The sequence below is a fragment of the Amycolatopsis sp. N2S4-7 genome (assembly GCF_058119595.1).
The window spans coordinates 777,228-801,651 of the sequence record NZ_CP172299.1; the positions used below are offsets into that span (position 1 = coordinate 777,228).

Consider the following 24,424-nt stretch of genomic DNA (forward strand, 5'->3'; position numbering starts at 1 on the left):
CTTCACCCGGCCGGGTCCCGGGCTTCTGGCATCGTGGACGCCGTGACCGATCGGCGACCGGCGTTCGTGCTGCACGAGCACTGGCGCCCGCGGCACCACTTCGACCTCCGCCTGGAGGAGAACGGCGTGCTGCGCTCGTGGGCAGTGCCCCGCGGCCTCCCCCGTCCCCGTCCGCCGACCGGCTCGCGGTCGCGGTGCCCGACCACGCGATGGACCACCTCGGCTACGAGGACGAGAGCAAGAAGATCGCCGACACCGGCTGGTGGGAGGAACACGACCGGACGGCCAAGCGGATCCTGTTCACCCTCCACGGCCAGGCGGGCGCGGTCCGGTACGCGCTGATCCACACCGCGCGCGACTGGCTGCTGCACCGCACCCGCGACCAGCCGGGCGACGGTTAGCGGGTTCCGCCGCCGAGGTCGTGTGCAGATCCCGCCGGAAGGTCTCCGGCGCCGGCCACGCCGAGACGATGAGGACGGTGGAGACGCCTTGCGGCCGCGCCGGTCGCCGCGGCGACCGAAGAACAGCCCGCCGAGCGGCCGGGCGGGACCCCACGGCGAACGTGCCGAACGCGGCGATGAAGCTTCTCCGGTCAACCGTCGCACCCCTAGGCTGGGTCCGTGCCCGAACCCGCCGGGAGCCGCCGATGATCGTCAGCCCGGTCCGCAAGTCCGCGTCGCTGTCCACGCACCTGGAGGGGTCCCGCGAGCGGATGCGCGCCGCGCTCGCCGACCTGTCCGGCCGGTCCTGACCCAGGGAGACGTCATGCCTCGTGCCGAGGTCATTTCCGCCACGCCCACCCTCTTCCGCGACGACGGCGGCCTCGACGAAGCCGCCAACGCCGCGTTGCTGGCCCGGCTGCGCGACCGCGTCGACGGCGTGTTCGTCGCCGGGACGACCGGCGAGTTCCCCGCGCTCGACCGCGCCGAACGCGGGGTGCTCGCCGAACTCGCGCTGGAGGCGTTCGGTCCCGCCCGCGTCATCGTGCACGTGGGCGCCGCGAGCACGCGCGAAGCCGTCGCGGTGACCGCGGACGCCGTCGCGGCGGGGGCGACGCGCCTGGCCGTGGTCACCCCGTACTACCTGCCCGCCGACGCCGCAGCGGTCCGGCGGCACTTCGCCGCCGTGACCGAGGCGGCCGGCGACGCCGACGTCTACGGCTACCTCTTCCCGGATCGCACCGGCGTCACACTCACGCCGGAGGAGTTCGCGGCGATCGCCGAGGCGACGGGCCTGCGAGGCGGCAAGCTGTCCGGCGCCGCGGCGGGCCGGTTCGCCGATTTCCGCGCCGCCCTGCCGGGGGCGCGGTTCTGGTCGGGGGCCGACACGGACCTCGCGGCGGTGGCCCGCGCCGGCGGGGCGGGCGTGGTGTCCGGCTTGTCCTCGGCGGTCCCGGAACCCTTCACGGACCTGGCCGCGGCCGTCGCGGCCGGGGACGACCAAGCCGAGCGCGACGCCCAGGCCCGGGCCGACGAGGTCTCGGCGGCGCTGGGCGGAACCGTGCAGGGGATCAAGGAAGCGCTGCGGCGGCAGGGGATCGGCACCGGCGTGCTCCGCATGCCCGCACCCGCCCCGGACGTCGAGCGCATCGCGGCCCTGGCCGGCTAGGCCGGGCGCCGGACGCCGGCGCGCATCGCGCGGTGGGCCCAGTGCCCGAGCACGGCCAGCAGCGCGATTTCGAGGACCATCATCAGGCGCTCCACCAGGCCGGTCGCGACCGTCGGGAGGTGGCCGCCGAGCACGACGTTGACGGCGAACGGGACGATGAACGGCAGGTAGAACGGGATCGCGGCGAGTGCGAGGCGCCGGGACCAGGCCGCGAAGCGCCGCCAGCGCGGGTCGTCGCGGTGCCGCCTGCCGAGCGCCCAGCCGACGATCGGCAGGCTCAGGCACGTCACCGCCGAGGCGTAGAGGTGGATCTTGCCGGTCGCGGTGATCGCGCCGCCCTGCGGGTCCTTGGCGAAGATCGCGACCGCCACCAGGCTCACGCACCACAACGCCTTCGCCGCCACCAGCGCCGGGTTCGCCAGCAGGCCGCGGCGGTAGAGCGCGACCAGCAGCAGGGCCGAGCCGGTGCTGGTGAGGATCAGCGCGCCGTCCCACATCCACCGGCCCGGGCTCAGCGCGTAGTCGCTGAGCATCGTGCTGACCGGATCGAGCGGCGCGAGCCGCCGGTCGAGGTGCAGCACGGCCAGCAGGACGACGGCGCCGGCGAAGGCGGCCAGCGCGCCCGGCACCAGCAGCCGCGCTCGGAGTGACGGGTGGACGGGTGCGGGACACAGCATGCGGTGAAACACTCCGGGACGGCTCGGCTGGTTCAGGCGGAGCCGCGGACGCTACCCGTGACCTTTCCGTGACCATCGCGGACACGCCCGCACTGTGACGCAGCCCACGCCCGTCAGTGGTCGCCGTCCTGCGGGATCTCGGCCGAGTCGGTGAGCCGGAGCTTGCGCCGGGCCCGCTGGTAGAACGTCGTCATCCCGAGCCGGACCACCCGCGCCGCGCTCGGGCGGGCGCGCAGGTCCAGGCGGTCGCCCGGGGAAACGTACCCCGCGACCTGGCCGTCGACCTCCACCGCCAGCCGTCCGCTGGTCGGCAGGATGTCCAGCGTCACCTCGTCGTGCACCGAGAGCACCACGCCCCGGCTGTAGGCCGAGTGCGGTGCCGCCGGCGTCACCAGCAGCGCCTCCACCGCGGGGCTCGTGATCGGGCCGCCGGCGGAGAAGCTGTACGCGGTCGAGCCGGTCGGGGTCGCCACGACCACCGCGTCGGCCGAGTAGCTGACGAACGGCTGGCCGCCGACGCGGACCGCGACCACCGCGCTGCCGTCGCCGGGCACGCGCACCACCGCGATGTCGTTGAACGCGGTGATCCGCCGCCCGTCCAGCACCGCGTCCACGGCCAGCCGCGGCTCCACCGTGAACTGGTGGTCGTCGATGGCCGAGAGCGCACCGGGCAGGTCGGGGACGTCGACCTCGGCCAGGAACCCGAGCTTGCCGAGGTTCACCCCGAGCACCGGCGCGCGCTGGCCGTCGGCCAGCCGCATGGCCCGCAGCATCGTGCCGTCGCCGCCCAGGCTGACCACCAGGTCCGAGCGGCGGCCGAGCTCCTCGGCCGTCACCCCGATCGCCGCGCAGTTCAGCCGGACGATCTCGTCGGCGATGCCGAGGATCTCGATGTTCCGGTTCCCGGCCCAGCCGAGCACCGCTTCGACGGCGGCCGCGGAGTCGCGGCGGGGGTGCAGCACCAGTCCCGCGGAGTGCATGTCAGCGGCCCCGGACGGCGGGCTTGTCGATCGTCATGCGCCCAGTCTGCCCGCTTCCGCCGGTCGTCGCGAGAAGCGCAGCGCGCCGTCGTCGATCCGGCCGTGCCGCAGCTTGACGAGGTCGTGCGCGTAGCTCATGCCCAGCTGCCACGGCGCCCGCGATCCCGCCTTGGGGAACTCGTCGATCGCCCGCCGCACGTACCCGGCGTCGAAGTCCAGCAGCGGCCGCTCGGTGACCGCCGGGTCGTCGTTCACCGGGACGCACTGGTCGTACCCGTGCCGGTCGAGGTGGCGCAGCAGGCGGACGACGTACTCGCCGACGAGGTCGGCCTTGAGCGTCCACGACGCGTTCGTGTAGCCGATCGTGAAGGCGAAGTTCGGCACGCCGCTGAGCATCATGCCCTTGTACGCCATGGTTTCCGGCAGCTTCACCGGGTCGCCGTCGACGGACAGGTCGATGCCGCCGAAGGCGAGCAGCCGCAGCCCGGTCGCGGTGACCACGACGTCCGCCTCGAGCTCCTCACCGGACTCCAGCCGCAGGCCGTTTCCGGTGAAGGAGGCGATCCGGTCGGTGACGATCGAGGCGTCGCCGCGGCGGATCGAGCGGAACAGGTCCCCGTCCGGCACCAGGCACAGCCGCTGGTCCCACGGCTGGTACCGCGGCTTGAAGTGGGTGTCGACGGCGTACCCGGCCGGCAGCTGCTTCATCGCCGCCTTGCGGATCAGCGCCTTCACCACGCCCGGACGGCGCCGGCTGAGCTGGTAGATCAGCGTGCTCACCGCGACGTTCTTCCAGCGCGCGATCGGGTACGCCAGCCGCGGGCCGAGCAGGCCGCGCAGCCGGTTGGCCAGCGCGTCCTCCGAAGGCAGCGAGAGGATGTAGGTGGGGGAGCGCTGCAGCATCGTGACGTGGGCGGCCCGGTCGGTCATCGCCGGGACCAGCGTCACGGCGGTGGCGCCGCTGCCGATGACGACGACCTTCTTGCCGGTGTAGTCGAGGTCCTCGGGCCAGTGCTGCGGGTGCACGACCGTGCCGCCGAAGTTGCCGATCCCCGGGAACTCGGGGGTGTGGCCGGACGCGTAGTCGTAGTAGCCGCTGCACAGGTAAAGGAACTTCGCGGTCAGCCGCACGGGTTTCCCGTCGTGCGTCGCCTCGACCGTCCACCGCGCGTCCTCTGTGGACCACGCGGCCCGGACCACCCTGTGCCCGAACCGGATGTGCCGGTCGATGCCCGCGTCGGCCGCGGTGTCGCGGACGTACCGGAGGATCGACGGCCCGTCGGCGATGGCCTTCGCGTCGGTCCACGGCCGGAACCGGTAGCCGAGGGTCTGCATGTCCGAGTCGGACCGCACGCCCGGGTAGCGGAACAGGTCCCACGTGCCGCCGATGGCGTCGCGGGCTTCGAGGATCGTGAACGTCTTGCGCGGGAAGGCGGAGCGGAGGTGGTGGGCCGCGCCGACGCCGGACAACCCGGCGCCGACGATCAGCACGTCGAGGTGCTCGGTCATGGCAGCGGAGCCTCCGTCCGCCGCGGGCGCCGCATCACGCGGGTCAGCACGGCGTTGTAGTGGGTGGGGGTGACGCGGGCGAGCGCGTCGAACAGGTAGGCGTCGGGCCCGACGAGGATGCGCGCCTTGCCGCGGTCGACGCCGGCGTGGATGATCGCCGCCGCCTTGTCCGGCGAGGTCATCGTCATGGCCTCGAACTGGGCGGCCATCTGCTCCTTGGTGCGGCCGAGGCCCTGCGGGTCCCGGCGCACCCGGGCGTTGCGCGCGATGTTCGTGGTGATGCCGCCCGGGTGCACGGTCACCGCCCGGACCGCGGTGCCGCGCAGCTCCTGCCGCAGGGACTCGGTGAAGCCGCGGACGGCGAACTTCGCCGCGCAGTAGGCGCTCTGGTACGGCATCCCGAGCAGGCCGAACACGCTGGAGGTGTTGACGATCGCGCCTTCGCCCTGCTCGACGAGGATCGGCAGGAACGCCCGCGTCCCGTGCACCACCCCGCGGAAGTTGATGTCGTGCAGCCAGTCGTCGTCTTCGGGCACCGCGTCGAGCACGGTCGAGGTCACCGCGACGCCGGCGTTGTTGAACACCGCGGCGAGCGGCGCCGGGAGCCACTCGCGCACTTCGCCGGCGAAGCGCAGCTGGTCTGCCGCGTCGCGGACGTCGAGCACGCGGGTGAGCACCCGCCCGTGCAGGGCCGCGGCCGTGGCTTTCAGGCCGTCTTCGTCGACGTCGGCGAGGGCGACCGGCGAGCCGAGCCGGGACAGCCGGGTGGCCAGCGCCCGGCCGATCCCGGACGCCGCGCCGGTGATGACCACCGGGCGGCCGGCGAGGCTGTGCCGTTTACGTGCCGATCCGGCGGCAGTCACGGCGGAAACCGTTGCCTCGCGCGGATCGGCTGCGGACCGTGTCCGCCTGCTTTCGACCGGATCGGCACTACGAGGCCGGGACATCGCTGCTCCTCGCGTGCTCGTCGATGAGGTCGAGGACCGTGGGCCACGCGCCTTCGGGCAGGTCGTGCCCCATGCCGCGGACGGTCTCGAGACGCGCGCCGGGAATCGCGCGGGCGGTGGCGGCGCCGCCGGTCGGGTGGACCATCCGGTCGCGGTCGCCGTGGATCACCAGCGTGGGCGCGGAGATCCGCCGCAGCCACGCCGTCCGGTTGCCGGACTTGAGGATCGCGCCGAGCTGGCGGCCCACGCCGCCCGCCGTCGGGTCGCGGTCCCAGCCCGTCCCGGCCGTTTCGCGCACCCAGGCCTCGTCGAAGGGGAAGCCGTGCGAGCCGATGTGCCGGAACATCTTCACGGCGCTTTCGACGGCTTCTTCGCGGGACTTCGGCGGCTTCGCGCCCATCAGCCGCAACGTCGAGAACGCCGGGCGGCCGAGGAGGCGGGACCCGGTCGTCGACATGACCGACGTCAGGGTCCGGACGCGCGCCGGGTGCAGCGCCGCCACCGTCTGGGAGATCATGCCGCCCATCGACACGCCCGCGATGTGCGCGGTCTCGATGCCGAGCGCGTGGAGCAGGCCCACGGTGTCGGCGGCCATGTCCTTCAGGTCGTACTGCTCCGGCGGGAAGCGGCCGGCGAACATCGCGGGCAGGCTCGACGGCCGGAAGCGCGGGTGCGTCGAGCGCCCGGCGTCGCGGTTGTCGAACCGCACGACCTGGTACCCACGCTCGGCGAGCTTCGCGCAGAACGCGTCCGGCCAGCTGTGCAGCTGCTGGCCCAGCCCGGCGACGAGGACCAGCGGTTCGGCGCCGTCGTCCCCGATCCGTTCGTACGCCAGGGAAATCCCCCGGCCGGCGTCGGCGATCTGCTCGGTCAAGAAGCACCTCCGGTGGTGGTTCGGCGGCGCACGACCGCGCGGCCGCCCTGGGCGGGGGCGTAGGCGACGCCCCGCGAGTGCCAGCGTTCGCCGGGCGCGCTCGTCGGCACGAGTGTGAAGTCCCGCAGCAGGGTCCGCAGCACGACGTTCATCTCCATGGTCGCGAAGGCGGCGCCGAGGCAGCGCCGGGTGCCGCCGCCGAACGGGATCCACTGGTAGAGGTCCGGGCGGGCGCCGGCGAAGCGGTGCGGGTCGAAGGTGGCCGCGTGCGGGAACACGGCGTCGTCGTCGTGGATCAGGGCGATGCTGACGAGCACCGCGTACCCCTTCGGCAGCGTCCAGCGGCCGAGCCGGAAGCCGTCCTGCTTGACCTGCCGGGCGGTGAGGTCGATGACCGGGCGGGTGCGCTGGACCTCGAGGAGGGTGGCGTCGAGGAGCTTGCCGTCTTCTTGCAGCTCTTCCAGCAGCTGCGGGTGCCGGCGGAGGCGTTCGACGGCCCAGGCCAGCGTGGTCGCCGTCGTCTCGTGCCCGGCGGTGAGCAGGGTGAGGAGCTGGTCGGCGATCTCGTCGCGGCTCAGCCCGGACCCGTCGTCGTAACGGGTCTGCAGCATCATCGAGAGGACGTCGTCGCCGTCCGGACGGGCCTTGGCGATGAGGCGGTCGACGATGGCGTCGTACTCGCGGCGCATCTTCTCGAAGCGGCGCCAGGGGTTGAAGCGGCCCTTCTTGGAGATCGGCAGCACGGCCAGCCGCGAGCCGAGGGTGACGAACGGCGGGAGCAGCTCCCGCAGCTCGTCGAACTCCGCCCCCTCGGCGCCGAAGACCGCGCGGAGGATGGCGTTGAGGGTGATCCGCATCATCGACGGCAGCGTGGCGAAGGCTTTCCCCTCCGGCCAGGTCGCGAGTTCCCGGACGGTCTCCTCTTCGACGATCTTTTCGTACGCCGCCAGCCGTCGGCCGTGGAAGGGCGGAACCAGGAGCTTGCGCTGCCGTTTGTGCTCGTCGCCGGAGAGGGCGAACATCGACCGGGGCCCGAGCACGCGCCCGAGGTTGACCTCGAGGTTGTCGACCAGGTCGGGCCCGGACGTGAACAGCTGCTTGATCTCGGCCGGATCGCTGATCACGACGGCGTGGCCGAAGATCGGCACGTTCACCGTGAAGGCGTCCCCGTAGCGCTCTTTGAGCCGGCGCATCCCCCGCAGCGGCTGGGTCAGCGCGTAGACGCCCTGGACGGGGCGGGGCGCGGCGGGCCCCGGCGGCAGCGTCACCGCGCTTGTCATGGTCGTCATCGACCCTCCCGAGATTGGTACGCGAACGTACCGTCGGTACGGTACGCCGGTGTACCATCCCCTTTCAAGAGTGAGGCTCATTCTGGCCAGGCCGCCGCGCCCCGCGCCCTCGGCCGCTGTCCGGCGCAGACGGCTGAACAAGCCTCAGGGAGGGTTATAGAGTGACTTCCGTGGACGTCGACACCCGCCGGCACCGGCAACGGCTGCTGGACGGGCTGGCCGCGTCGATCACCGAGGACGGCTTCCGCGACACGACGGTCGCCGGCATCGTCCGTCGGGCGCGCACGTCCCGCCGGACGTTCTACCAGCACTTCTCGAGTCGTGAAGAGTGCCTGATCGCGCTGCTGGCGGACGCGAACCGCGCGATGATCCAGCAGATCTCCGACGCCGTCGACCCGGCCGCGCCGTGGGCCCTTCAGGTGCGCCAGGCGATCGAGGCGTGGATCGCGTGCGCGGAGTCGGAACCGGCGATCACGCTGAGCTGGATCCGCGACGTCCCGGCGCTCGGCGCCGCGGCGCGCGATCTGCAGCGCGACGCGATGGAAGGGTTCATCGCGATGACCCACCGGCTGACCGACACCCCGGCGTTGCGCGCGGCGGGAATCAACCCCCCATCCCGCCAGACGGCGATCATCCTCCTGGGCGGCCTGCGCGAACTGATCGCCACGACAGTGGAGGACGGCGGCCGGGCCGGCGACGTCACCGAGGTCGCGGTGCGAGCCTCGATCGCGCTGCTCGGCCCGGCCTAGTCGGCTACCCCAGTCGAGGCAGTTCGCCCCGGGGACCGGTGCCGAGCGGGGACCATGTCGCCGAACCCTCGGAGCTGCTGCCCACGAGCCGACCGGGGCCGATGCTGACCTCGCCCGTCGGCCCCGAAGAGACCTGGTTCAAGCTGGCCGAGAGATCGGCTTCGACCCCGCCGGGCAGTTTGAGCCGGACGAGGAACGGCAGGACGAAGCCGAGCGCCACCAGGCCCACCAGGATCGGGGTCAGGGTGCTGATCACCACCGTCGTCACCTTGTCGGTGAGGAAGAACCCCAGCCACAGCGTGACCAGCAGGCCGCCGGCCACCGCGATCATCGTCGCACTGCCCGCGAGGCTGTTCCTGGTGATCGCGAGACTCTCCTCGGCGAGGGCCATGACACGCCGGGCCTCGATGTGCTCGGGATCGTGGTGCAGGCAGCGGCGAAAATGGTGGAGTGCCCGCCGGCGGTAGAACGGCCGCGCCTGCGCCTGGGGCCCGCTTTCCCCCGCCTTGTAGGCCGCCACCCCGGCCACGTAGTGGGGATCCGCCTGGTTGGCGGCCAGTTCGATCGCCTGCCGGGCGGTGCTCAGCGCTTCGAGGTGCAGATCACGACGCTGGGTTTCGTCGCCCCGGCCGATGAGCAGCCGCGCGAGAGCGACGAGGAGCTGCCATCGCGGCTGGTCGCAGTCCGGGCGGCGCAGAGCTTCCCGAAGAACGCGCTCCGCGGCCAGCAGGTCGCCGGGCGACTTGATCAGGGCCAGCGACAGCCCGATGGCGGCGGCACCGCGAGTCGGTTCGATGACCAGAGCCTGCCGGAAGTGCCGGGCGGCCCGCCGCGCTTCGGCGGGATCGTCGGTGCCGTCGAGGTCGCGCTGGAGGTGCAGGGCCCCGAGTTCGATGTGCGCCTGGCTGTCGTACCAGTTGCGTTCCAGGGCCTTGAGCAGGAGGGTTTCGGCCTCCTCGAAGCGGCCCATCTGCGCGAAGAGGGCTCCGAGGTCAACGTAGCTGCCGCCGTACGGGTCGATTTCGATGGACCGGCGGAGGTGGTGTTCGGCCTGGGGCAGGTTGCCCTGCCTGGCGTAGAGGACACCGAGGCAGGTGTGGGCGAGGTGGCGGCGCGGTGCGTCGGCAAGTACGTCGAGGCACAGCTGCTCTGCTTCGTCTTCGCCGTTCGGTTCCCCGTTGTGGACCAGCGTCCAGGCCAGCCCGATCTTGGCGTCGTTCGAGGCATCCTCGCCGATCGCGGCCCGGAACCGGCTTTCCGCCTGTTCGAGGTCGCCTGAGCTGTAGGCGGCCCAGCCCAAGCAACGCAGGGCATCCGCCCGGCCGCATCTGCCGACCGCCAGGGTGAGCGCTCGCTCGAAGGTTTGGCGGGCGCGGGCGAGTTCGCCGCGGTCGCGTAGCACCCAACCCCATTCGATCATCGGTTCGGCGCGCACGTTCTCACCGTCGACGTGTGGGGCGAGCAGCCGCTCAGCCTCCCCGAACCGGCCCAGTGAGCGTAGCGCAGCGGACTTCGCTGTCAGGGCCCACTTGGCCCTCGGGAGCCGGGCCAGACCGCGGTCGAACCAGGTGAGGGCTTCTTCGTGCCGATTCTGCACGTCGCGGAGCTTGCCCATTTCCAGCATGAGTTCCGGGTTGTCGGGCAGGAGGTGGAAGGCCGCCAACAGCGCGGCCTCCGCGTCCTCGTGCCGCCCGGCGCGCCACAGCGCGTTGGCGTGGTTCAGCTGCACCCAGGCATCCCGGGGGTCGATTCCGATGGCCTCTTCGTAGATGGTGATGCTCTCGTCCCGGCGTTCCATCCAGGCGTAGGTCCAAGCCAGTTCGACCCGGAATTGGAGGTAGTTCGGACGTCGCTCGATCTCCTCGAGCAGAATTCGCACGGCTTCGTCGTAGCGACGTAGCCGCCGCAGGCAGCCCACCTTCCCCCGCACGGAGATCCGGTCCGTCGGGACCAGAGCCAGTACCGCGTCGAAGTCGGCCAGCGCGGACTCGTATTCACCGAGGTCGGATCGGATATTTCCGATTGCGCGACGGAACTGGATGTCCGCCGGGAAGCGCTCCGCGGCGTCCACCGCTATCGCGATCGCCTGCTGGTGTTCCCGGGTGTCTCGAAGCAGGCCGACGCGGCGTTTGAGGACTTCTGGGTCGTCGGGGAGTCTCCAGAGGATTTCGCGGGCCTTTTCGTATTCGCGGGCGAGCCGCAGGTACCACGTCAGATTCAGTGCGAGATCCTGCCGGTTCGGCAGGGCGGAGCAGGCTTCGCGGAGGCAGGCGACCGCGGCGGCTTCGTCACCCATTTCTTGGTGGAGCCACGCGGTGCGGGTGCGGAGCTGGGCGGTGAACGGATTCGCCTCCACCGCCTTCCGCGCGACCTGCTCGGCTTCCGCGTAGCGCCGGCGCTTCGCGAGCAGCCGGATCCGGCGCTCCCAAGCGCCGGCGTACCGCGGCCAGCGGCGATTGATCCGTACGTAGTGGTCCAGTGCCTCGTCGACAGCACCGGCTTCCTCGCTGGCAAGAGCCTGCTCTTCGACGCGGGCGGGGTCTTCGGGAAGTTTCGTGCAAACCGCGGTCAGCAGTTGCAGAGCTTCGTCATAGCGACGGAGCCAGCGGAGGGCCGAGCTGACGGTCACGACGTACGAAGCGTCGCCGGAGTGCAGTTCTGCCGCCCGGCGGAACCAGGTGAGGGCCTCCTCGTCGCGGTCCTGATCCGCGAACACCCAGCCCAGTTCCCGCGGGAGTTCAGCGTCACGCGGACACTTGCGGATGGCCGCGGAAGCCGCGGATTCCGCGGCGGAGAAGCGATGGGCGAGCCTCAAGACCTTGACGTGGCAATGCAGCGCGGAAGGGTTCGCCGGGGTGAGCGAGGCGGCTTTCCCGGCGACGGCGAGCGCGGCGTCGACATCGCCGGAGTCGTAGTAGCGCCATGCCTGCTCGATCAGCAGGCCGACGGTGTCGGGGCTGGTTTCGAGAGCGGTTCGGAGGGTGGCGTGTGCGTCGGCTCTGCGGCCGAGCTGCATCAGTGCGAGCGCCCGCCACCCGTAGTAGTGCCCTTTGTACTGATCGATGGCGATGGCGTGGTCGAACTTCTCCAGAGCCCCGGCGAAATCTTGGCAGTGTCGACAGGCGATTCCCCAGGAAAAGTACAGCTTGCTCGCCTCCGGCAGGTTCGACACCGCTGTTTCGGCGCAGTCGAGTGCCTCGTCGAGGCGGTAGGCGTCGACCAGGACGTCGATCTTCCGGCTGTGCGCCTCGACGTACCCGGGCTGCATCTCCACGGCCCGGTCGTACTTCTCGACCGCCGCCGTGAACCGGCCTGACTTCGCCAGGCTGGATCCCCACGCCACGTACAGTTCCGCGGCCTCGGGATGGTGCTCCAGCGCTGCTTCGGCCGCGGCCATCGCCTCCTCTGGGCGATGCAGCCAGGCGAGTGCCCTGACGCGGCTTTCCAGCGCCTCCAGATGGCCGGAGTCGAGGCCGAGAACCGTCTCGCACTCATCGAGCAGGTACTGTTTGTCGCCGGTCTCGTCCGAGGTCACCCGCGCTCGCGCTATCCGGACCAAGTGAGCTTCCGGATTGTTTTCGAGGACGGCGTCCGCGGCGACGCGGGCCTCGGTGAACCGCCGCTGTTTGCTGAGCGCCGCGACCAGCCACGCAGGGGCCTCTTGGTCGAGCGGATCCAGTTCCGTCGCTCGGTGGAAGTGGCCCCACGCGATTTCCCACCGATCCCGTTCAAAGGCGATCCGGCCCAGCTCGACGTGCGCCGTGGCCCCGTCGAGGAGCTTTTCGATGGCCGTTTCCGCCTCGGCGTAGCGGCACGCCCGGCGCAATGTGGTGATCGTTTCCCTGGAATCGGACGCATTCACCGGCGTAGTGGACACCACAGAACAAGCCGGGCGCTTCCGCCGTTCGGGGGAAGCGGCCCCGGTGGTATCGGCGCACCGGGGCCGCTGCGAGTTTCTACGCGTCCAGGTCCTGGGCGATCAATTCGGCCACGGCGTCGACCGACGTCCGGGCCTGGTCGCCCTCGGCGGTCAATTCCACCTCGTCGCCGAAAGCGGCGCCCAGGGTCATCAACCCGAGGACGCTCGCGGCGTCGACCGGGTCGCCGGCCACTCCTCCGGTGATCTTGGCGATCCGGACCTTCGCGGGCTGCCCGGCGGCCGTGCGAGCCACCAGGCCCGCCGGGCGCGCGTGCAGTCCGACCGTGCTGGCGACGAGCGTGCGGCGTTGGTACACAGTGGACTCCTTCACGCGTTGACGGGCTGGCCGGAGACGGCGGCGGAGCGCTCCACAGCACGGAAGCGCACCTGCTTGAGCGCGATCACCGACCCGGCGGCGACCAGCGTCCCGGCGACCAGCGCCACCAGGAACAGCAGCGGGCTGCCGATCAGCGGGAGCACGAAGATCCCGCCGTGCGGGGCGCGCAGTGTCGCGCCGAACGCCATCGACAGCGAGCCCGTCACGGCCGAGCCGAGCATGATCGACGGGATCACCCGGAACGGGTCCGCCGCGGCGAACGGGATCGCGCCCTCGGTGATGAACGACGCGCCGAGCAGCCAGGCCGCGCGGCCGTTCTCGCGTTCGGCTTCGGTGAACAGCTTCTTGCGCACGGTCGACGCCAGCGCCAGTGCCAGCGGCGGCACCATCCCGGCGGCCATCACCGCGGCCATGATCTGCAGCGACGCCGTCGCGCCGGTGGTCAGGCCGCCGACGGCGAAGGCGTACGCGGCCTTGTTGACCGGCCCGCCCATGTCAAAGGCCATCATCAGGCCGAGCAGCGCGCCCAGCAGCAGCGCGCTGACGCCGCTGAGGCTGTTGAGCCAGTTCGTCAGGCCCGTCGTCGCGGCGGCGATCGGCTTGCCGACCACGACGTACATCAGCACCCCGACCACAATGGACCCGAGCAGCGGGTAGACGACCACGGGCATGATGCCCCGCACCGCCTTCGGCACCTCGATCTTCTTCAACGCCATCACCACGCCACCGGCCAGGAGCCCGGCGACGAGGCCGCCGAGGAACCCGGCGCCGACGGTCACGGCGATCGCGCCGCCCACGAAACCGGGGGCGATGGCGGGGCGGTCGGCCATCGCGAAGGCGATGAACCCGGCCAGCACCGGCACCAGGAAGTCGAACGCGGCACTGCCGATCTGGAACATCAGCGCGGCCCAGCCGGCGACCGAACCCGGGTCGAAGTGCTCGGTCACCTTCGGCGCGTCGACGATCCGGTAGCCACCGAGGGCGAAACTGAGGGCGATGAGCAGCCCGCCCGCGGCGACGAACGGGATCAGGTAGCTGACGCCGGTCATCAGCCACTGCCGGATCTTGGTGCCGGGCTTGTCGTTCGCGCCGACCTTCGAAGTGAGCTCCGGGGCGGCCTGCGTGGGGGCGGGCTCGCGGGCCGCGGCCTTGGCGCGTTCGAACAGCCCGGCGGCGTCGTTGATCGCGGCCTTGACCGGCGCCTCGACGATCGGCTTGCCGGCGAAGCGGTCCCGCCCCTGCACGGCGAGGTCGGCGGCGAAGATGACCGCGTCCGCGCTCGCGATGTCCTCGGCGGACAGCGGGCTCGAGCCGGCCGAGCCCTGGGTTTCGACGACGATCGTGTCGCCGTTGGCCTTGGCGGTCTGCTCCAGGGACTCGGCCGCCATGTACGTGTGGGCGATTCCGGTGGGGCAGGCGGTGATGGCGACGAACTTCATGGTCAGGACACCTCCTGGCTGATGTACGCGGCGACGGCGGCGGCGTCGGTGGCGTCCAGCAGGGTCTGCTTGAACTCCGCCCGGACGAGCCGGCGGGCGAGGGCGGCGAGGACCTTGAGGTGGTCGCTGCCGCCGCCGTCCGGGGCGGCGATGAGGAAGATCAGCTTCGCGGGGCCGTCCGGGGCACCGAAGTCGACGCCCGCGGCGCTGCGGCCGAACGCCAGCGTCGGCGTGGTGACCGCGGCCGAGCGGCAGTGCGGGATGCCGATGCCGCCTTCGAGCCCGGTGGCCATCTGCTCCTCGCGGGCGGCGACGTCCTTGAGGAAGAGGTCGAGGTCGGTCACCCGCCCGGCGTCGACGAGCCGCCGCGCGAGCCCGCGGACGGCGGACTGCTTGTCGGCGGCGTCGAGGCCGAGGTCGACCAGGTCGGCGGTGATCAGGTCTGGGGTGGTCATGCGGCGGCTCCGCTGAGGGTGAAGGTGGGGTCGGCGTCGAGCACGCGCACCTGGTCCGGGTGCACGTCCTGCGGGGTGGGCATGCGGCTGCCCTCCTGCGTGACCGCGGCGGTGCCGTAGGCGACCGCGGTCCGCAGGGCTCGGGGGCCGGTTCCTCCGGCGTGGAGGAACCCGGCGAGTGCGGCGTCTCCGGCGCCGACGGTGCTGCGCACGGCGACCAGCGGGCCGAGCGCGTGGCGGGTTTCGGTTCCCTCGACGAGCACGGCGCCGCGTGCGCCGAGGCTGACGAGCACGCTGCCGACGCCGCCGGAGATCAGCTCGCGGCAGAACGCGACGACGTCGCCGAGCAGCGGCAGCGGCCGGCCGGCGAGCTCGGTCAGCTCGTCGAGGTTGGGTTTGAGCAGGTCCGGCCCGCCCGCGCACGCGGCGGCGAGCGGCGCGCCGGAGGAGTCCACGGCGACCTTCGCCCCGGCGTCGTGGGCGAGTTTCGTGAGGCGCGCGTAGAAGTCGCCGGGCACCCCGGCGGGGAGGCTTCCGCAGCACACCAGCCATTCGCCGCGCGCGGCCAGCTCGACGGCGCGGCGTTCGAGGGTGGCCAGCTCGGCGGGGGAGATCTCCGGGCCGGGCTCGTTGATCTTCGTCGTGGTGCCGTCGGCTTCGACGAGCGTGATGTTGCTGCGGGTGGTCCCGGCGATCGGGACGGCGACGACCGGGACGCCTTCGGGGGCGAGCAGGTCGGCCAGCCGTTCGCCGACGAGGCCGCCGGCGGGCAGCAGGGCGACGGTCGGGGTCCCGGCGGCGGCCAGCGCGCGGGCGACGTTGACGCCCTTGCCGCCGGGGTCGAGCCGCACGGCTTCGGCTCGGTTGACCTCGCCGCGGCGCAGGCCGGCCAGCCGCGCGGTCCGGTCGAGGCTCGGGTTGGGGGTCACGGTGACGATCACGCCAGCACCACCTCCGGGCCCGCTTCCTCGAGTTCGGCGACCGCGCCCGCGTCGATGCCGCTGTCGGTGACCAGCACGTCGATCTCGGCCAGCCGCGCGAAGCGGCTGAGCTGGTCGGTGCCGTACTTGCTGTGGTCGGCGAGCAGCACCCGCTTGCGGGCGGCGGCGACCACGGCGGCCTTCACCGCGGACTCGGCCATGTCCGGGGTCGTGCAGCCGTGCTCGGCGGAAAAGCCGTTGGCGCCGAGGAAGGCGACGTCGACGAGCAGCCCGTCGAGCGCGTGCAGCGTCCACGCTTCGACGGCGGCGAGCGTCGTCCCGCGGACCCGGCCGCCGAGGATGTGCAGGGTGACGCCCGGGCGGGTGGCGAGGATCGAGGCGACCGGGATCGAGTTGGTGATCACCGTCAGGTCGCGGCCGTCGGGCAGCAGGGTCGCGAGCCTGCTGGTCGTGGTGCCCGCGTCGAGCAGGATCGAGCCGCGGTCGGGCACCAGGTCCAGGGCGGCCCGGGCGATCGCGTCCTTCTCGGCGGCGTTGGTCTGGTCCCGCAGGGCGACCTCGGGTTCGAAGTCGAGCCGCTCGACGGCGACCGCGCCGCCGTAGACGCGGCGGACGACGCCCTGGCGTTCGAGGACGCCCAGGTCGCGGCGGATGGTCTCGGGGGCGACACCGAGTTCGGCCGCGACGTCGTTGACGTCGACGCGGCCGTCGCGACGTGCGCGTTGCGCCAGGAGCTGATGCCGTTCGGCGGCGTACATGCCCGTTCCTCTCCGATGTTTGCCCGTTGCCGTTTGATTGTGTCCGTTGTTACCGTACTGTCAATCCCCAGTTACGAGATCCTTTGCTCCCGGAGGTCCCGCCATGCAGTTGTCCGGAGTCGGAGTCAGTCCTGGCCGGGTCGACGGTCCCCGCGTCGTCATGGCCGCTGACCTGCCCGAACCCGCGTCTTCGCCCGCTCCCGCCGATCTCGAGACCGAAGCGGGCAAGATCGGGCCGGCGGCGGCTTCGGTGGCGGCCACGTTGTCCGATCGTGCCCGTTCCGTGTCCGGTGATGCCCGATCGGTCCTGGAGACGACCGCGGCGATGGCGTCGGATCCGGCGTTGATCGCCTCGGCGGAACGTCTGGTTTCGGAGCGTTCGCTGCCCGCGCCGCGCGCCGTGTGGGAAGCGGCGGGGGAGTTCATGACGGCGTTGCGGGCCGCGGGCGGCTACCTGGCCGAGCGGGCGCGGGACGTCGCCGACGTCCGGGACCGGATCGTCGCCTCCCTGCTGGGCGTGACCCCGCCGGGCGTTCCCGACCTGACGTCGCCGAGCGTGCTGGTGGCGCGCGACCTCGCGCCGGCGGACACGGCCGGGCTCGACCCGGACTTCGTGCTCGCGCTGGTGACGTCGGAGGGCGGCCCGACGAGCCACACCGCGATCCTGGCGCGGGCACTGGGAATTCCGGCGGTCGTCGCGTGCGCCGGAGTCCTGGACCTTTCGAGTCCCGGGCTCGCCGTCGACGGTTCGGCGGGGACGGTTTCGCCGTCCGACGGCACGGTGCGGGCACCGGCCCGGACGCCCCGCGCTTTCTGGGACGGCGTCGGCCGCCTCGCCGACGGTCACCGCGTGAAGCTGCTGGCCAACGTCGGTTCCGCCGCGGACGCCCGCGCCGCCGCGGCCGCCGGGGCCGAGGGGATCGGCCTGTTCCGCACGGAGTTCTGTTACCTGTCGGCGGCTTCGGAGCCGACGGAGTCCGCGCAACGAGCCGCGTACGCCGCGGTGCTTTCCCCGTTCGAGGGGAAGCCGGTCGTGGTCCGGACGCTGGACGCCGGATCCGACAAGCCCCTGGCGTTCCTGCCGATGGGCGCGGAACCCAACCCGGCGCTGGGTGTCCGCGGCTTGCGGATCGCGTTCGACCGGCCGGACCTGCTGGACCGCCAGCTGGCCGCGATCGCCGCGGCGGGCGCGGACACCGGCGTCGAGCTGTCGGTGATGGCCCCGATGGTGGCCACGGCGGAGGAGGCGGCCTGGTTCGCCGCCCGCGCCCGCGCGGCGGGGATCGAGCGGGTGGGCGTGATGATCGAAATCCCGGCGGCGGCGTTGTGCGCCGATTCGATCCTCGCGGAGGTCGACTTCGTGTCGTTGGGGACGAATGACCTGGCGCAGTACGTGTTCGCGGCGGACCGCCAGCTCGGCGCGGTGGCCGCGTTGAACGACCCGCACCAGCCGGCATTGCTGCGCCTGGTGGGCATGGTGGCATCGGCGGCCATCTCAGCGGGCAAGCCGGTGGGAGTCTGCGGCGAGGCGGCGGCGGATCCGTCGCTGGCGCCGGTGCTGGCGGGATTGGGGATCACGTCGCTGTCGATGAACGCGGTGGCCTTGGCGGGCGTGGGCGCGGCATTGCGTGCGGTGGACCTGGCAGCATGCCAGGCGGCGGCGCGCTGACGACGTCGCGCGCCGGAGGCCTCCCGTCCGGTTCGCCGATGACTTCCGATGAGTCCGCAAGGGAAGGCGGGTGTCGATTCGGGCCGGGTTCGTTCGACGCGGTGGTGAAGCGACCGCTACCGAGGAGGACCCGTGTCCCAGGTGATCTTGTACATGTCCATGTCGCTCGACGGCTTCATCGCCGGCCCGGATGATCGGGCGGGGCAGGAGCTCGGGCGTGGGGGTGGGCGGCTGTTCAACTGGCTGGACGACCGCCTCGGCGATGGCCCCAGCGGGCAGGTGTTCAGCGAGGCCTTGGCAACCGGAGCGCTGATTTCGGGGCGCCGGACGTTCGAACTGGCGGGGCGCTGGAACGGCGACCACCACGACGGCGTCCCGATCCACGTGCTGACCCACCACATGGATCCGGCCGACACGCCGCCGGGTAGTGCGCGGTTCTTCACGGACGTCGTGGCTTGCGTGGAACAGGCGCGCGCGGCGGCGGGTGACCGCGGGGTGATGGTGCACGGCGCGAGTGCCGCGCAGTCGTTGCTGGCGGCGGGTTTGCTGGACGCGATGGAAATCCACCTGGTCCCGGTCTTCCTCGGCGCCGGCCGCCGGTTGTTCGACGGGGTGGCTCCCGCCGAGTTCGAGCTGGTGCGGCAGCTGCCGGCGCGGGACGTGCTCCACCTGCGCTACGCCCTGCGCCGCTGAGCGCGCTCGGTCCCGGGTGCGGACACCCGAGACCGAGCGGCGCCTCAGTCCGCGTCCGGGAAGTGGATGTCCGCCACGTGGACGTCCACCGACGCGACCTCCAGGCCCAGGTACTGCTCGACCGCTTCGATCACCTCGGTGCGGATCTGCTCGGCCAGCGTCTTGACCGCGCGTCCGAACTCGACGACCAGCGTGACGGCGATCGTGGCGACTTCGCCGTCGACCTCGACCGAAGTGCCGGCCTCGTCGAGTTCGTGCACGCCTTCGGCCTGGCGGGCGACGCGGACGACGATCTTGGTGACCACCCCGTCGGCCACCGTCGTGCTGCCGCGGGTGCCCGCGGCGGGCCGGGTCTCGGCCTCTTCGGACGCGACCCGCGCGACCGGAGCGACCGGCGCGGCCGGCGCGACAGCCTCGACGGGCGAGGCAGGCGAAACAGGCGAGTCGGCCTCGGCGGACTCGTCCACTTCGGCGGGCTCAGCAGCGGCCACCGGCACCTCGTCGCCTTCCGCCTCGCCGGTGTCCTCTTCCGCGCCCGCTTCGCCGGACTCGGCTTCGGTCTCGGCGGACTCGGCTTCGACCGCGTCCTCCGTCTCGGTGGTCTCGTCGGGCGCCCCGGCCTCGGTGGTGTCGGTCTCGGTGGCCGGGGTGCTGTAGCCGTACCCTGCTGAACTGGGCGTTTCGTTCTGGGAGCGGCCGAAGATGCTGTTCATGACGTCGGACATTCTTTCCCCTTTTCGGGAGCGTCGACTGCGGATGGGGACGAGCAGACGGCGACATGATAGGGGAAGACCGTGATCCGCATCACCGGGTCCCGGGTTCGAGACTCGCTTGTGTCCCAACGGACATCCGGCACGCTCCGAGTTGACTGGACCTGTGATCACGGTCCGTCAGGCCGGGTTCGGCGATCAGTGATGACGCGCCGGAAATAGCGTCCTGGAATTGTCCACTTTCTGTCGGAGGGACATTTCTTTTCAGCCGGTCCGGAATAGACCCGCCGGCACACTCGAGCCCAAAGCGCGGTAGCCGGCCGGGTTCAGGTGCAGGTGGTCGCCGACGTCGTAGGCGGGCGCCAGGCGGGACGGCGCCGCCGGGTCGCGGGTCACCTTGTCGAAGTCCAGCAGCGCGTCGAAGTGCCCCGGCTCCCGGATCCACGCGTTCACCTGCTGCCGCGCCGCTTCCCGCTCCGGCGAGTCGTATCCCGTGTTGCCGCCGAACGCCGTGATGGTCGCGCCGTAGACGCGGATGTCCTGGGCGTGGGCCCGCGTCAGGATCTGGTCGTACGCGTCGATCAGCTGCGCAGCCACGTCGGCCGCGGCCGACGGGGACGCCGTGCCGATGTCGTTGACCCCTTCGAACACGATCGCCCACGACACCCCGCTCGTCGACAGCAGGTCGCGGTCCAGGCGGGCCAGCACGTTCGGGCCCAGGCCGTCCTGCAGGACCCGGTTGCCGCCCGCGGCCTGGTTCACGACCGACACCCCGTGCAGGCGGGCGGCCAGGACGTTCGGCCAGCGGTCGTTGCCGTTCGTCGTCGAGCCGCGGCCGTCGGAGATGGAGTCGCCGATCACCGCCACCGCCGACGCCGGGGACAGCGTCTCGATGCCGCTCAGGAAGTACCAGTGGTCCACCGGGGTCGCCCCCGGCAGATCGGCGGCGGCCACCTGGTTGCCCGGCACCAGGTAGGACGTCGTGCGCGAACCCGGGTGGGAGGTGATCGACGTCGACGCCTGGCCGTGCGCCAGGTACGCCGTCACCGTGATGTTCTCCAGGGAGCGCACCGGGAACGGCAGCGGATCCGACACCACCTGCGCGCCCTGCGGGACCACGGTCGACGGCTTGCCGTGGAACGTCACCGGGAGCACGCTGCCGGGGACCACGGCGGAAACCCCGGCCGCCCCGGAAACCGGACGTGCGACCGACACCGCGGTCAAGGGCAACGGCGCCCCGCCGAAGGCGTTGGAGAACCGCAGACGGATCCGGGGACCGCCGGCCGTCACCTGCGCCGTCTGGCGCAGCGAAGCGTCGTCGAGCACCCGGTCGGTGCCCGTGAACGGCGCCGGCGGCATGTTCGACGGCTCGGTCAGCTGCGGCATCGACGTCCACGTCGCGACCCAGTGCGACGCCGGCGGACGGCCCGACGCGCCGACGAAGAGGGCAGTCAGCAGCACGAGGACCGAAACGACCGAGGCCCGCTTCATGACCCGAACTCCGGCGCGAGGACCCGGTCGAAGCCGACGAAGCGGCGCGGCCCGGCCAGCGTGCAGTGCAGGGTGGTGACGATCTGCTCGCTCGACGTCCCGACCCGCAGTTCGACGTCGCCGGGCTCGACGAGGCGGCGGCCCGCGCGGCCGGTGTAGGACGTCAGGTCCGCGTGCAACCCGATCTCCACCACGGTCGTGGCGCCGGGCGCCAGCGTGACCGGACGCGCCGCGATGAGCTGGCGCTCGGGCCGGGCGACCTCCGCCACCGGGTCGTGCAGGTAGACCTGGACGACTTCGGAAGCCTCGCGCTGGTGGTCGTTGCGCAGCGTCACCCGGACCCGGCACACGCCGTCGGTCGGCCACAGCGAACCCGTCGCGCTGACGTCCAGCCACGTCACCGGGGCGTAGGACAGCCCGTGCCCGAAGGGGAACAGCGCCGACGGATCGACCGTGCTCACCTCGCTGCGCCGGCCCAGCGGCGCCGCGAGGTACGTCGACGGCTGGCTCGCGCCGGCCGCCGGGAAGCTCACCGGCAGGCGGCCGGCCGGGTTGATCCGTCCACTGAGGACGCCGGCCAGCGCCGAAGCGCCTTCCTCGCCGGGGTAGAACCCGCACACCACCGCGGCCAGGCGGGGGAGCTGCCGGGAAAGTTCGTAAGGCCGCCCGGAAAGCAGGACCAGGACCACCGGCTTGCCCGTGTCCAGCAGGGCGTCCAGCAGTTCCTCCTGACGGCCCGGCAGCCGCAGGTCCGGTGCGTCGCAGCCTTCGCCGGACGTCCCGCCGCCGAACAGCCCGGCGCGGTCGCCCAGCACGGCCACGCACACGGACGCGTCCGCGCACGCCGCCACCGCTTCGGCGATCCCGTCGTCGTCACCGCCGGTGACCGGGCAGCCGAGCGCGTACGTCACGTCGAACGACAACCTCAGCGCCTCCACCACCGTCGGCACCGAGACGCCGAACGGGACGTCGGGGTGGTGGACGCCGACGTGCAGCGGGAACGAATAGCAGCCGAGCATCGCGCCGGCCGCGTCCGCGCGCGGCCCGACGACGGCGAGCTTCGCGTCCGGGGCGAGGGGCAGCGTCCCGTCGTTGTGCAGCAGGACGATCGAGCGCTCGGCCACCTCGCGCGCGAGCGCGCGGGACCCGGCGTCGTCCAGGTCGATCTCCTCCGGCACCTCCGGCGCCCAGTCCGCGTCGAGCAGCCCCAGCTCGCACTTCTGCCGCAGCACGCGTTCGAGGGCGCGGTCGACGGCGGCGGCGTCGACCGCACCCCCTTCCACCGCGGCGAGCAGCGGCTCGCCGTAGCAGTCCATGGTGGGCAGCTCCACGTCGATGCCCGCGGTCAGCGCCTGCCCGGCGGCGTCGCCGCGGTCGGCCGCGACGCCGTGCAGCCGGTGCAGGAACGCCACCGAGAAGTAGTCGGAGACGACCGTGCCGTCGAAGCCGTAGGTGTCGCGCAGCAGTTCGGTCAGCAGCGTCGGGTCGGCGGCACCCGGGACGCCGTCGATGTCGGTGTAGGTGTTCATCACCGACCGGGCGCCCGCGCGCAGCGCCAGCTCGAACGGCGGGAGCAGGACGTCGGCGATTTCCCGCGGCCCGGCCGAAACCGGGGCCAGGTTGCGGCCGGCGCGCGAGGCCGAATAGCCGACGAAGTGCTTCAGCGTCGCGATGATGCCGGCCGACTCCAGCCCGGCGACGTAGGCGCTGCCGATCGTGCCGACCAGGTACGGGTCTTCGCCGATGGTCTCCTCGATGCGGCCCCAGCGCAGGTCACGCGCGACGTCGAGGACCGGCGCGAGGCCCTGGTGCACGCCGAGCCCGCGCATCGTCGACCCGATCCGTTCGCCCATCCGGCGCACCAGGGCGGGGTCGAAGGTCGCGCCCCAGGACAGCGGGGCGGGGTAGATCGTCGCCTGCCACGCGGCGAGCCCGGTCAGGCACTCCTCGTGGACGACGGCGGGAATGCCGAACCGGCTGCTGGAGACGATCTGCCGCTGGGTGCGCGCGAGGGTGCGCGCCCCGATCGCGGGGTCGACCGGCCGGGTGCCGAACGCGCGGGTCAGCTGGCCGATGCCGTGCCGGGCCAGGTCTTCGAGGTCGATCGAGGCGTCGACGAAGTCGTGCTGGTGCGGCGCCATCTCGCCGCCGGAGTCGATGCCGACCCACACGCCGTAGAGCTGGGCCAGCTTTTCGCGCAGGGTCATCCGGTCCATCAGGGCGCGGACGCGCTCGGCGGGGTCGGCCGCGGGGTCGCGCCACGGCTCCGGAGCCGTGGTGGGCTGCGTGGTCAAGGCTTTCCGCCCTTCGTCAGGAGGGGAGATCAGGAGAGGGCGCGGGTCGAGTGCCGCACCACCAGGCCGGTGTCGAGCGTGACGTGGGTGCGCTCGACCTCGTCGCCGTTGATCAGCGCGATGAGCATGCTGATCGCCCGGTGGCCCATTTCGCGGATCGGCTGGTCCACTGTGGTCAGTGGCGGGCGGCAGAGCGCGGACTCGGGCACGTTGTCGAAGCCCACCACCGAAAGGTCGTCGGGCACCGAGAGGCCCAGCTCACGGGCCGCGCCGACGGTCGCGATGGCCGAGATGTCGTTCGCGGCGAACACCGCGGTCGGCCGGTCCGGGCCGGTCAGCAGGTCGTGGGCCGAGGCCGCGGAGATCTCCGGGTCGTAGGCGCCGATCCGGATCAGGTTCTCGTCGGCCGGGACACCGGCGGCCGCCAAGGCCCGCAGGTACCCGGTCTTGCGCAGTTCGGCCGACTGGAGGTCCGGGCGGCCGGAGAGGAACGCGATCCGCCGGTGCCCCAGCTCGAGCAGGTGCTCGGTGGCCAGCTGCGCGCCGCGCAGGTTGTCCGAGTCGATGGTCGGCAGGTGCGACGGCCCGGTGTGCGGGTCGACCGCGACAACCGGCGTGCCCGGCACGGCTTCCAGCGAGACGGCGGGCGTGACCAGCACGGCGCCGTCGACGAGGGTGCCGCTCAGCCGGGACAGGTAGCGCTTCTCCCAGCCCACCGGATCGCCGGTGCGCCCGCCCGCGGAGTAGACGACGAGTTCGAACCCGCTGCTGCGGATGGCGTCCGCGGCTCCCTTGAGCAGCTCGGTCGAGAACGGTTCGAGGTCGGCGACCAGGATGCCGATGACGTTCGTGCGGTGGTTTCTCAGGCTCTGCGCCACGAGGCTCGCCTCGTAGCCGAGTTCTTCGATCACCGCACGGACACGCGCGAGCGTCGCGGCGGAGACGCCGTAGCGCTCGTTGATGACTTTGGAAACCGTGGCCACCGAGACGCCGGCGCGGGCCGCGACGTCACGGATGGTCACCCTCGAACTGGGCTGCATCGGCTCAGACTAGCCATGTAAAACGTTATCGACAACGATTGACAT

At 72.2% G+C, this 24,424-nt stretch carries 21 protein-coding genes and 1 pseudogene; 6 read left to right on the forward strand and 16 right to left on the reverse strand.

Annotated elements, in window-relative coordinates; translation table 11 throughout:
• Window positions 1-66: 66 nt before the first annotated feature.
• The 3 genes and pseudogenes from ACH54P_RS03600 to ACH54P_RS03610 form a co-directional block, all read left to right on the forward strand.
• Window positions 67-123, forward strand: a pseudogene (locus ACH54P_RS03600) (DNA polymerase ligase N-terminal domain-containing protein); the annotation flags it as partial.
• A 14-nt stretch (window positions 124-137) separates the two neighbouring features.
• Window positions 138-401 carry a hypothetical protein gene (locus ACH54P_RS03605; RefSeq protein WP_489917145.1) on the forward strand — a complete coding sequence of 88 codons (264 nt, stop codon included), beginning with the start codon at window positions 138-140 and terminating at the stop codon, window positions 399-401.
• Between the two features lie 364 nt (window positions 402-765).
• A complete protein-coding gene (locus ACH54P_RS03610; RefSeq protein ID WP_489910885.1) occupies window positions 766-1,608 on the forward strand; it encodes a dihydrodipicolinate synthase family protein in 843 nt (280 codons plus the stop codon).
• Here ACH54P_RS03610 and ACH54P_RS03615 read toward each other — a convergent pair.
• The 6 genes from ACH54P_RS03615 to ACH54P_RS03640 form a co-directional block, all read right to left on the reverse strand.
• On the reverse strand, window positions 1,605-2,285 hold the full coding sequence (locus ACH54P_RS03615; protein WP_489910886.1) for a DUF998 domain-containing protein: 681 nt from the start codon (window positions 2,283-2,285) through the stop codon (window positions 1,605-1,607). The two genes, ACH54P_RS03610 and ACH54P_RS03615, sit on opposite strands and share 4 nt — an antisense overlap.
• A gap of 113 nt (window positions 2,286-2,398) precedes the next feature.
• A complete protein-coding gene (locus ACH54P_RS03620) occupies window positions 2,399-3,265 on the reverse strand; it encodes an NAD(+)/NADH kinase (RefSeq protein WP_489910887.1) in 867 nt (288 codons plus the stop codon).
• 33 nt (window positions 3,266-3,298) lie between these two features.
• Window positions 3,299-4,774 (reverse strand): flavin-containing monooxygenase, encoded by a 1,476-nt coding sequence (locus tag ACH54P_RS03625; protein WP_489910888.1) that lies wholly within the window; start codon window positions 4,772-4,774, stop codon window positions 3,299-3,301.
• Window positions 4,771-5,637, reverse strand: a complete 867-nt coding sequence (locus tag ACH54P_RS03630) for an SDR family NAD(P)-dependent oxidoreductase (RefSeq protein WP_489910889.1) — start codon at window positions 5,635-5,637, stop codon at window positions 4,771-4,773. The genes ACH54P_RS03625 and ACH54P_RS03630 overlap by 4 nt, the downstream gene beginning before the upstream one ends.
• A 67-nt stretch (window positions 5,638-5,704) precedes the next feature.
• The gene (locus ACH54P_RS03635) at window positions 5,705-6,595 is read right to left on the reverse strand and encodes an alpha/beta fold hydrolase (protein ID WP_489910890.1); all 891 of its coding nucleotides are present in this window, start codon (window positions 6,593-6,595) and stop codon (window positions 5,705-5,707) included.
• Window positions 6,592-7,884, reverse strand: coding sequence for a cytochrome P450 (locus ACH54P_RS03640; protein ID WP_489910891.1), 1,293 nt, complete (start codon window positions 7,882-7,884; stop codon window positions 6,592-6,594). The genes ACH54P_RS03635 and ACH54P_RS03640 overlap by 4 nt, the downstream gene beginning before the upstream one ends.
• A gap of 161 nt (window positions 7,885-8,045) precedes the next feature.
• On the opposite strand from ACH54P_RS03640, the gene ACH54P_RS03645 reads away from it, so the two are divergent.
• On the forward strand, window positions 8,046-8,633 hold the full coding sequence (locus tag ACH54P_RS03645) for a TetR/AcrR family transcriptional regulator (RefSeq protein ID WP_489910892.1): 588 nt from the start codon (window positions 8,046-8,048) through the stop codon (window positions 8,631-8,633).
• 4 nt (window positions 8,634-8,637) lie between these two features.
• Here the strand turns inward: ACH54P_RS03645 and ACH54P_RS03650 are convergent, their stop codons facing one another.
• The 6 genes from ACH54P_RS03650 to ACH54P_RS03675 form a co-directional block, all read right to left on the reverse strand.
• Window positions 8,638-12,495, reverse strand: coding sequence for a tetratricopeptide repeat protein (locus tag ACH54P_RS03650; RefSeq protein ID WP_489910893.1), 3,858 nt, complete (start codon window positions 12,493-12,495; stop codon window positions 8,638-8,640).
• 94 nt (window positions 12,496-12,589) lie between these two features.
• Complete coding sequence (locus tag ACH54P_RS03655) at window positions 12,590-12,868, reverse strand: HPr family phosphocarrier protein (protein ID WP_489910894.1); 279 nt, start codon at window positions 12,866-12,868, stop codon at window positions 12,590-12,592.
• Window positions 12,869-12,879: 11 nt separating this feature from the next.
• Window positions 12,880-14,328: a PTS fructose transporter subunit IIC gene (locus ACH54P_RS03660; RefSeq protein ID WP_489910895.1), complete on the reverse strand. Its 1,449-nt coding sequence runs from the start codon at window positions 14,326-14,328 to the stop codon at window positions 12,880-12,882.
• Between the two features lie 2 nt (window positions 14,329-14,330).
• The gene (locus tag ACH54P_RS03665) at window positions 14,331-14,783 is read right to left on the reverse strand and encodes a PTS sugar transporter subunit IIA (RefSeq protein WP_489910896.1); all 453 of its coding nucleotides are present in this window, start codon (window positions 14,781-14,783) and stop codon (window positions 14,331-14,333) included.
• Complete coding sequence (pfkB, locus tag ACH54P_RS03670) at window positions 14,780-15,724, reverse strand: 1-phosphofructokinase (RefSeq protein ID WP_489910897.1); 945 nt, start codon at window positions 15,722-15,724, stop codon at window positions 14,780-14,782. The genes ACH54P_RS03665 and pfkB overlap by 4 nt, the downstream gene beginning before the upstream one ends.
• Window positions 15,721-16,482, reverse strand: a complete 762-nt coding sequence (locus tag ACH54P_RS03675) for a DeoR/GlpR family DNA-binding transcription regulator (RefSeq protein ID WP_489910898.1) — start codon at window positions 16,480-16,482, stop codon at window positions 15,721-15,723. Before ACH54P_RS03675 ends, pfkB begins: the two co-directional genes overlap by 4 nt.
• A gap of 103 nt (window positions 16,483-16,585) precedes the next feature.
• Between ACH54P_RS03675 and ACH54P_RS03680 the strand changes: the two genes are divergently transcribed.
• Window positions 16,586-18,151 carry a phosphoenolpyruvate--protein phosphotransferase gene (locus ACH54P_RS03680; protein ID WP_489910899.1) on the forward strand — a complete coding sequence of 522 codons (1,566 nt, stop codon included), beginning with the start codon at window positions 16,586-16,588 and terminating at the stop codon, window positions 18,149-18,151.
• A 132-nt stretch (window positions 18,152-18,283) separates the two neighbouring features.
• Entirely contained in the window at window positions 18,284-18,844 is a 561-nt protein-coding gene (locus ACH54P_RS03685; protein ID WP_489910900.1) for a dihydrofolate reductase family protein, read from the forward strand.
• 44 nt (window positions 18,845-18,888) lie between these two features.
• On the opposite strand, the gene ACH54P_RS03690 is transcribed toward ACH54P_RS03685, so the two are convergent.
• The 4 genes from ACH54P_RS03690 to ACH54P_RS03705 form a co-directional block, all read right to left on the reverse strand.
• Entirely contained in the window at window positions 18,889-19,569 is a 681-nt protein-coding gene (locus ACH54P_RS03690) for an Asp23/Gls24 family envelope stress response protein (RefSeq protein ID WP_489910901.1), read from the reverse strand.
• A 249-nt stretch (window positions 19,570-19,818) separates the two neighbouring features.
• Window positions 19,819-21,045, reverse strand: coding sequence for an SGNH/GDSL hydrolase family protein (locus ACH54P_RS03695; protein WP_489910902.1), 1,227 nt, complete (start codon window positions 21,043-21,045; stop codon window positions 19,819-19,821).
• A complete protein-coding gene (locus tag ACH54P_RS03700) occupies window positions 21,042-23,339 on the reverse strand; it encodes a beta-xylosidase/alpha-l-arabinosidase (protein ID WP_489910903.1) in 2,298 nt (765 codons plus the stop codon). The genes ACH54P_RS03695 and ACH54P_RS03700 overlap by 4 nt, the downstream gene beginning before the upstream one ends.
• 29 nt (window positions 23,340-23,368) lie before the next feature.
• Window positions 23,369-24,379, reverse strand: a complete 1,011-nt coding sequence (locus ACH54P_RS03705) for a LacI family DNA-binding transcriptional regulator (RefSeq protein WP_489910904.1) — start codon at window positions 24,377-24,379, stop codon at window positions 23,369-23,371.
• Window positions 24,380-24,424: the final 45 nt, after the last annotated feature.

Coding starts and splice junctions, on each gene's coding strand:
- ACH54P_RS03660 (WP_489910895.1), bottom strand. CDS start 14,328: ATGAAGTTCGTCGCCATCACCGCCTGCCCCACCGGAATCGCCCACACG.
- ACH54P_RS03680 (WP_489910899.1), top strand. CDS start 16,586: ATGCAGTTGTCCGGAGTCGGAGTCAGTCCTGGCCGGGTCGACGGTCCC.
- ACH54P_RS03665 (WP_489910896.1), bottom strand. CDS start 14,783: ATGACCACCCCAGACCTGATCACCGCCGACCTGGTCGACCTCGGCCTC.
- ACH54P_RS03640 (WP_489910891.1), bottom strand. CDS start 7,884: ATGACGACCATGACAAGCGCGGTGACGCTGCCGCCGGGGCCCGCCGCG.
- ACH54P_RS03705 (WP_489910904.1), bottom strand. CDS start 24,379: ATGCAGCCCAGTTCGAGGGTGACCATCCGTGACGTCGCGGCCCGCGCC.
- ACH54P_RS03675 (WP_489910898.1), bottom strand. CDS start 16,482: ATGTACGCCGCCGAACGGCATCAGCTCCTGGCGCAACGCGCACGTCGC.
- ACH54P_RS03610 (WP_489910885.1), top strand. CDS start 766: ATGCCTCGTGCCGAGGTCATTTCCGCCACGCCCACCCTCTTCCGCGAC.
- ACH54P_RS03620 (WP_489910887.1), bottom strand. CDS start 3,265: ATGCACTCCGCGGGACTGGTGCTGCACCCCCGCCGCGACTCCGCGGCC.
- ACH54P_RS03690 (WP_489910901.1), bottom strand. CDS start 19,569: ATGTCCGACGTCATGAACAGCATCTTCGGCCGCTCCCAGAACGAAACG.
- ACH54P_RS03625 (WP_489910888.1), bottom strand. CDS start 4,774: ATGACCGAGCACCTCGACGTGCTGATCGTCGGCGCCGGGTTGTCCGGC.
- ACH54P_RS03615 (WP_489910886.1), bottom strand. CDS start 2,285: ATGCTGTGTCCCGCACCCGTCCACCCGTCACTCCGAGCGCGGCTGCTG.
- ACH54P_RS03695 (WP_489910902.1), bottom strand. CDS start 21,045: ATGAAGCGGGCCTCGGTCGTTTCGGTCCTCGTGCTGCTGACTGCCCTC.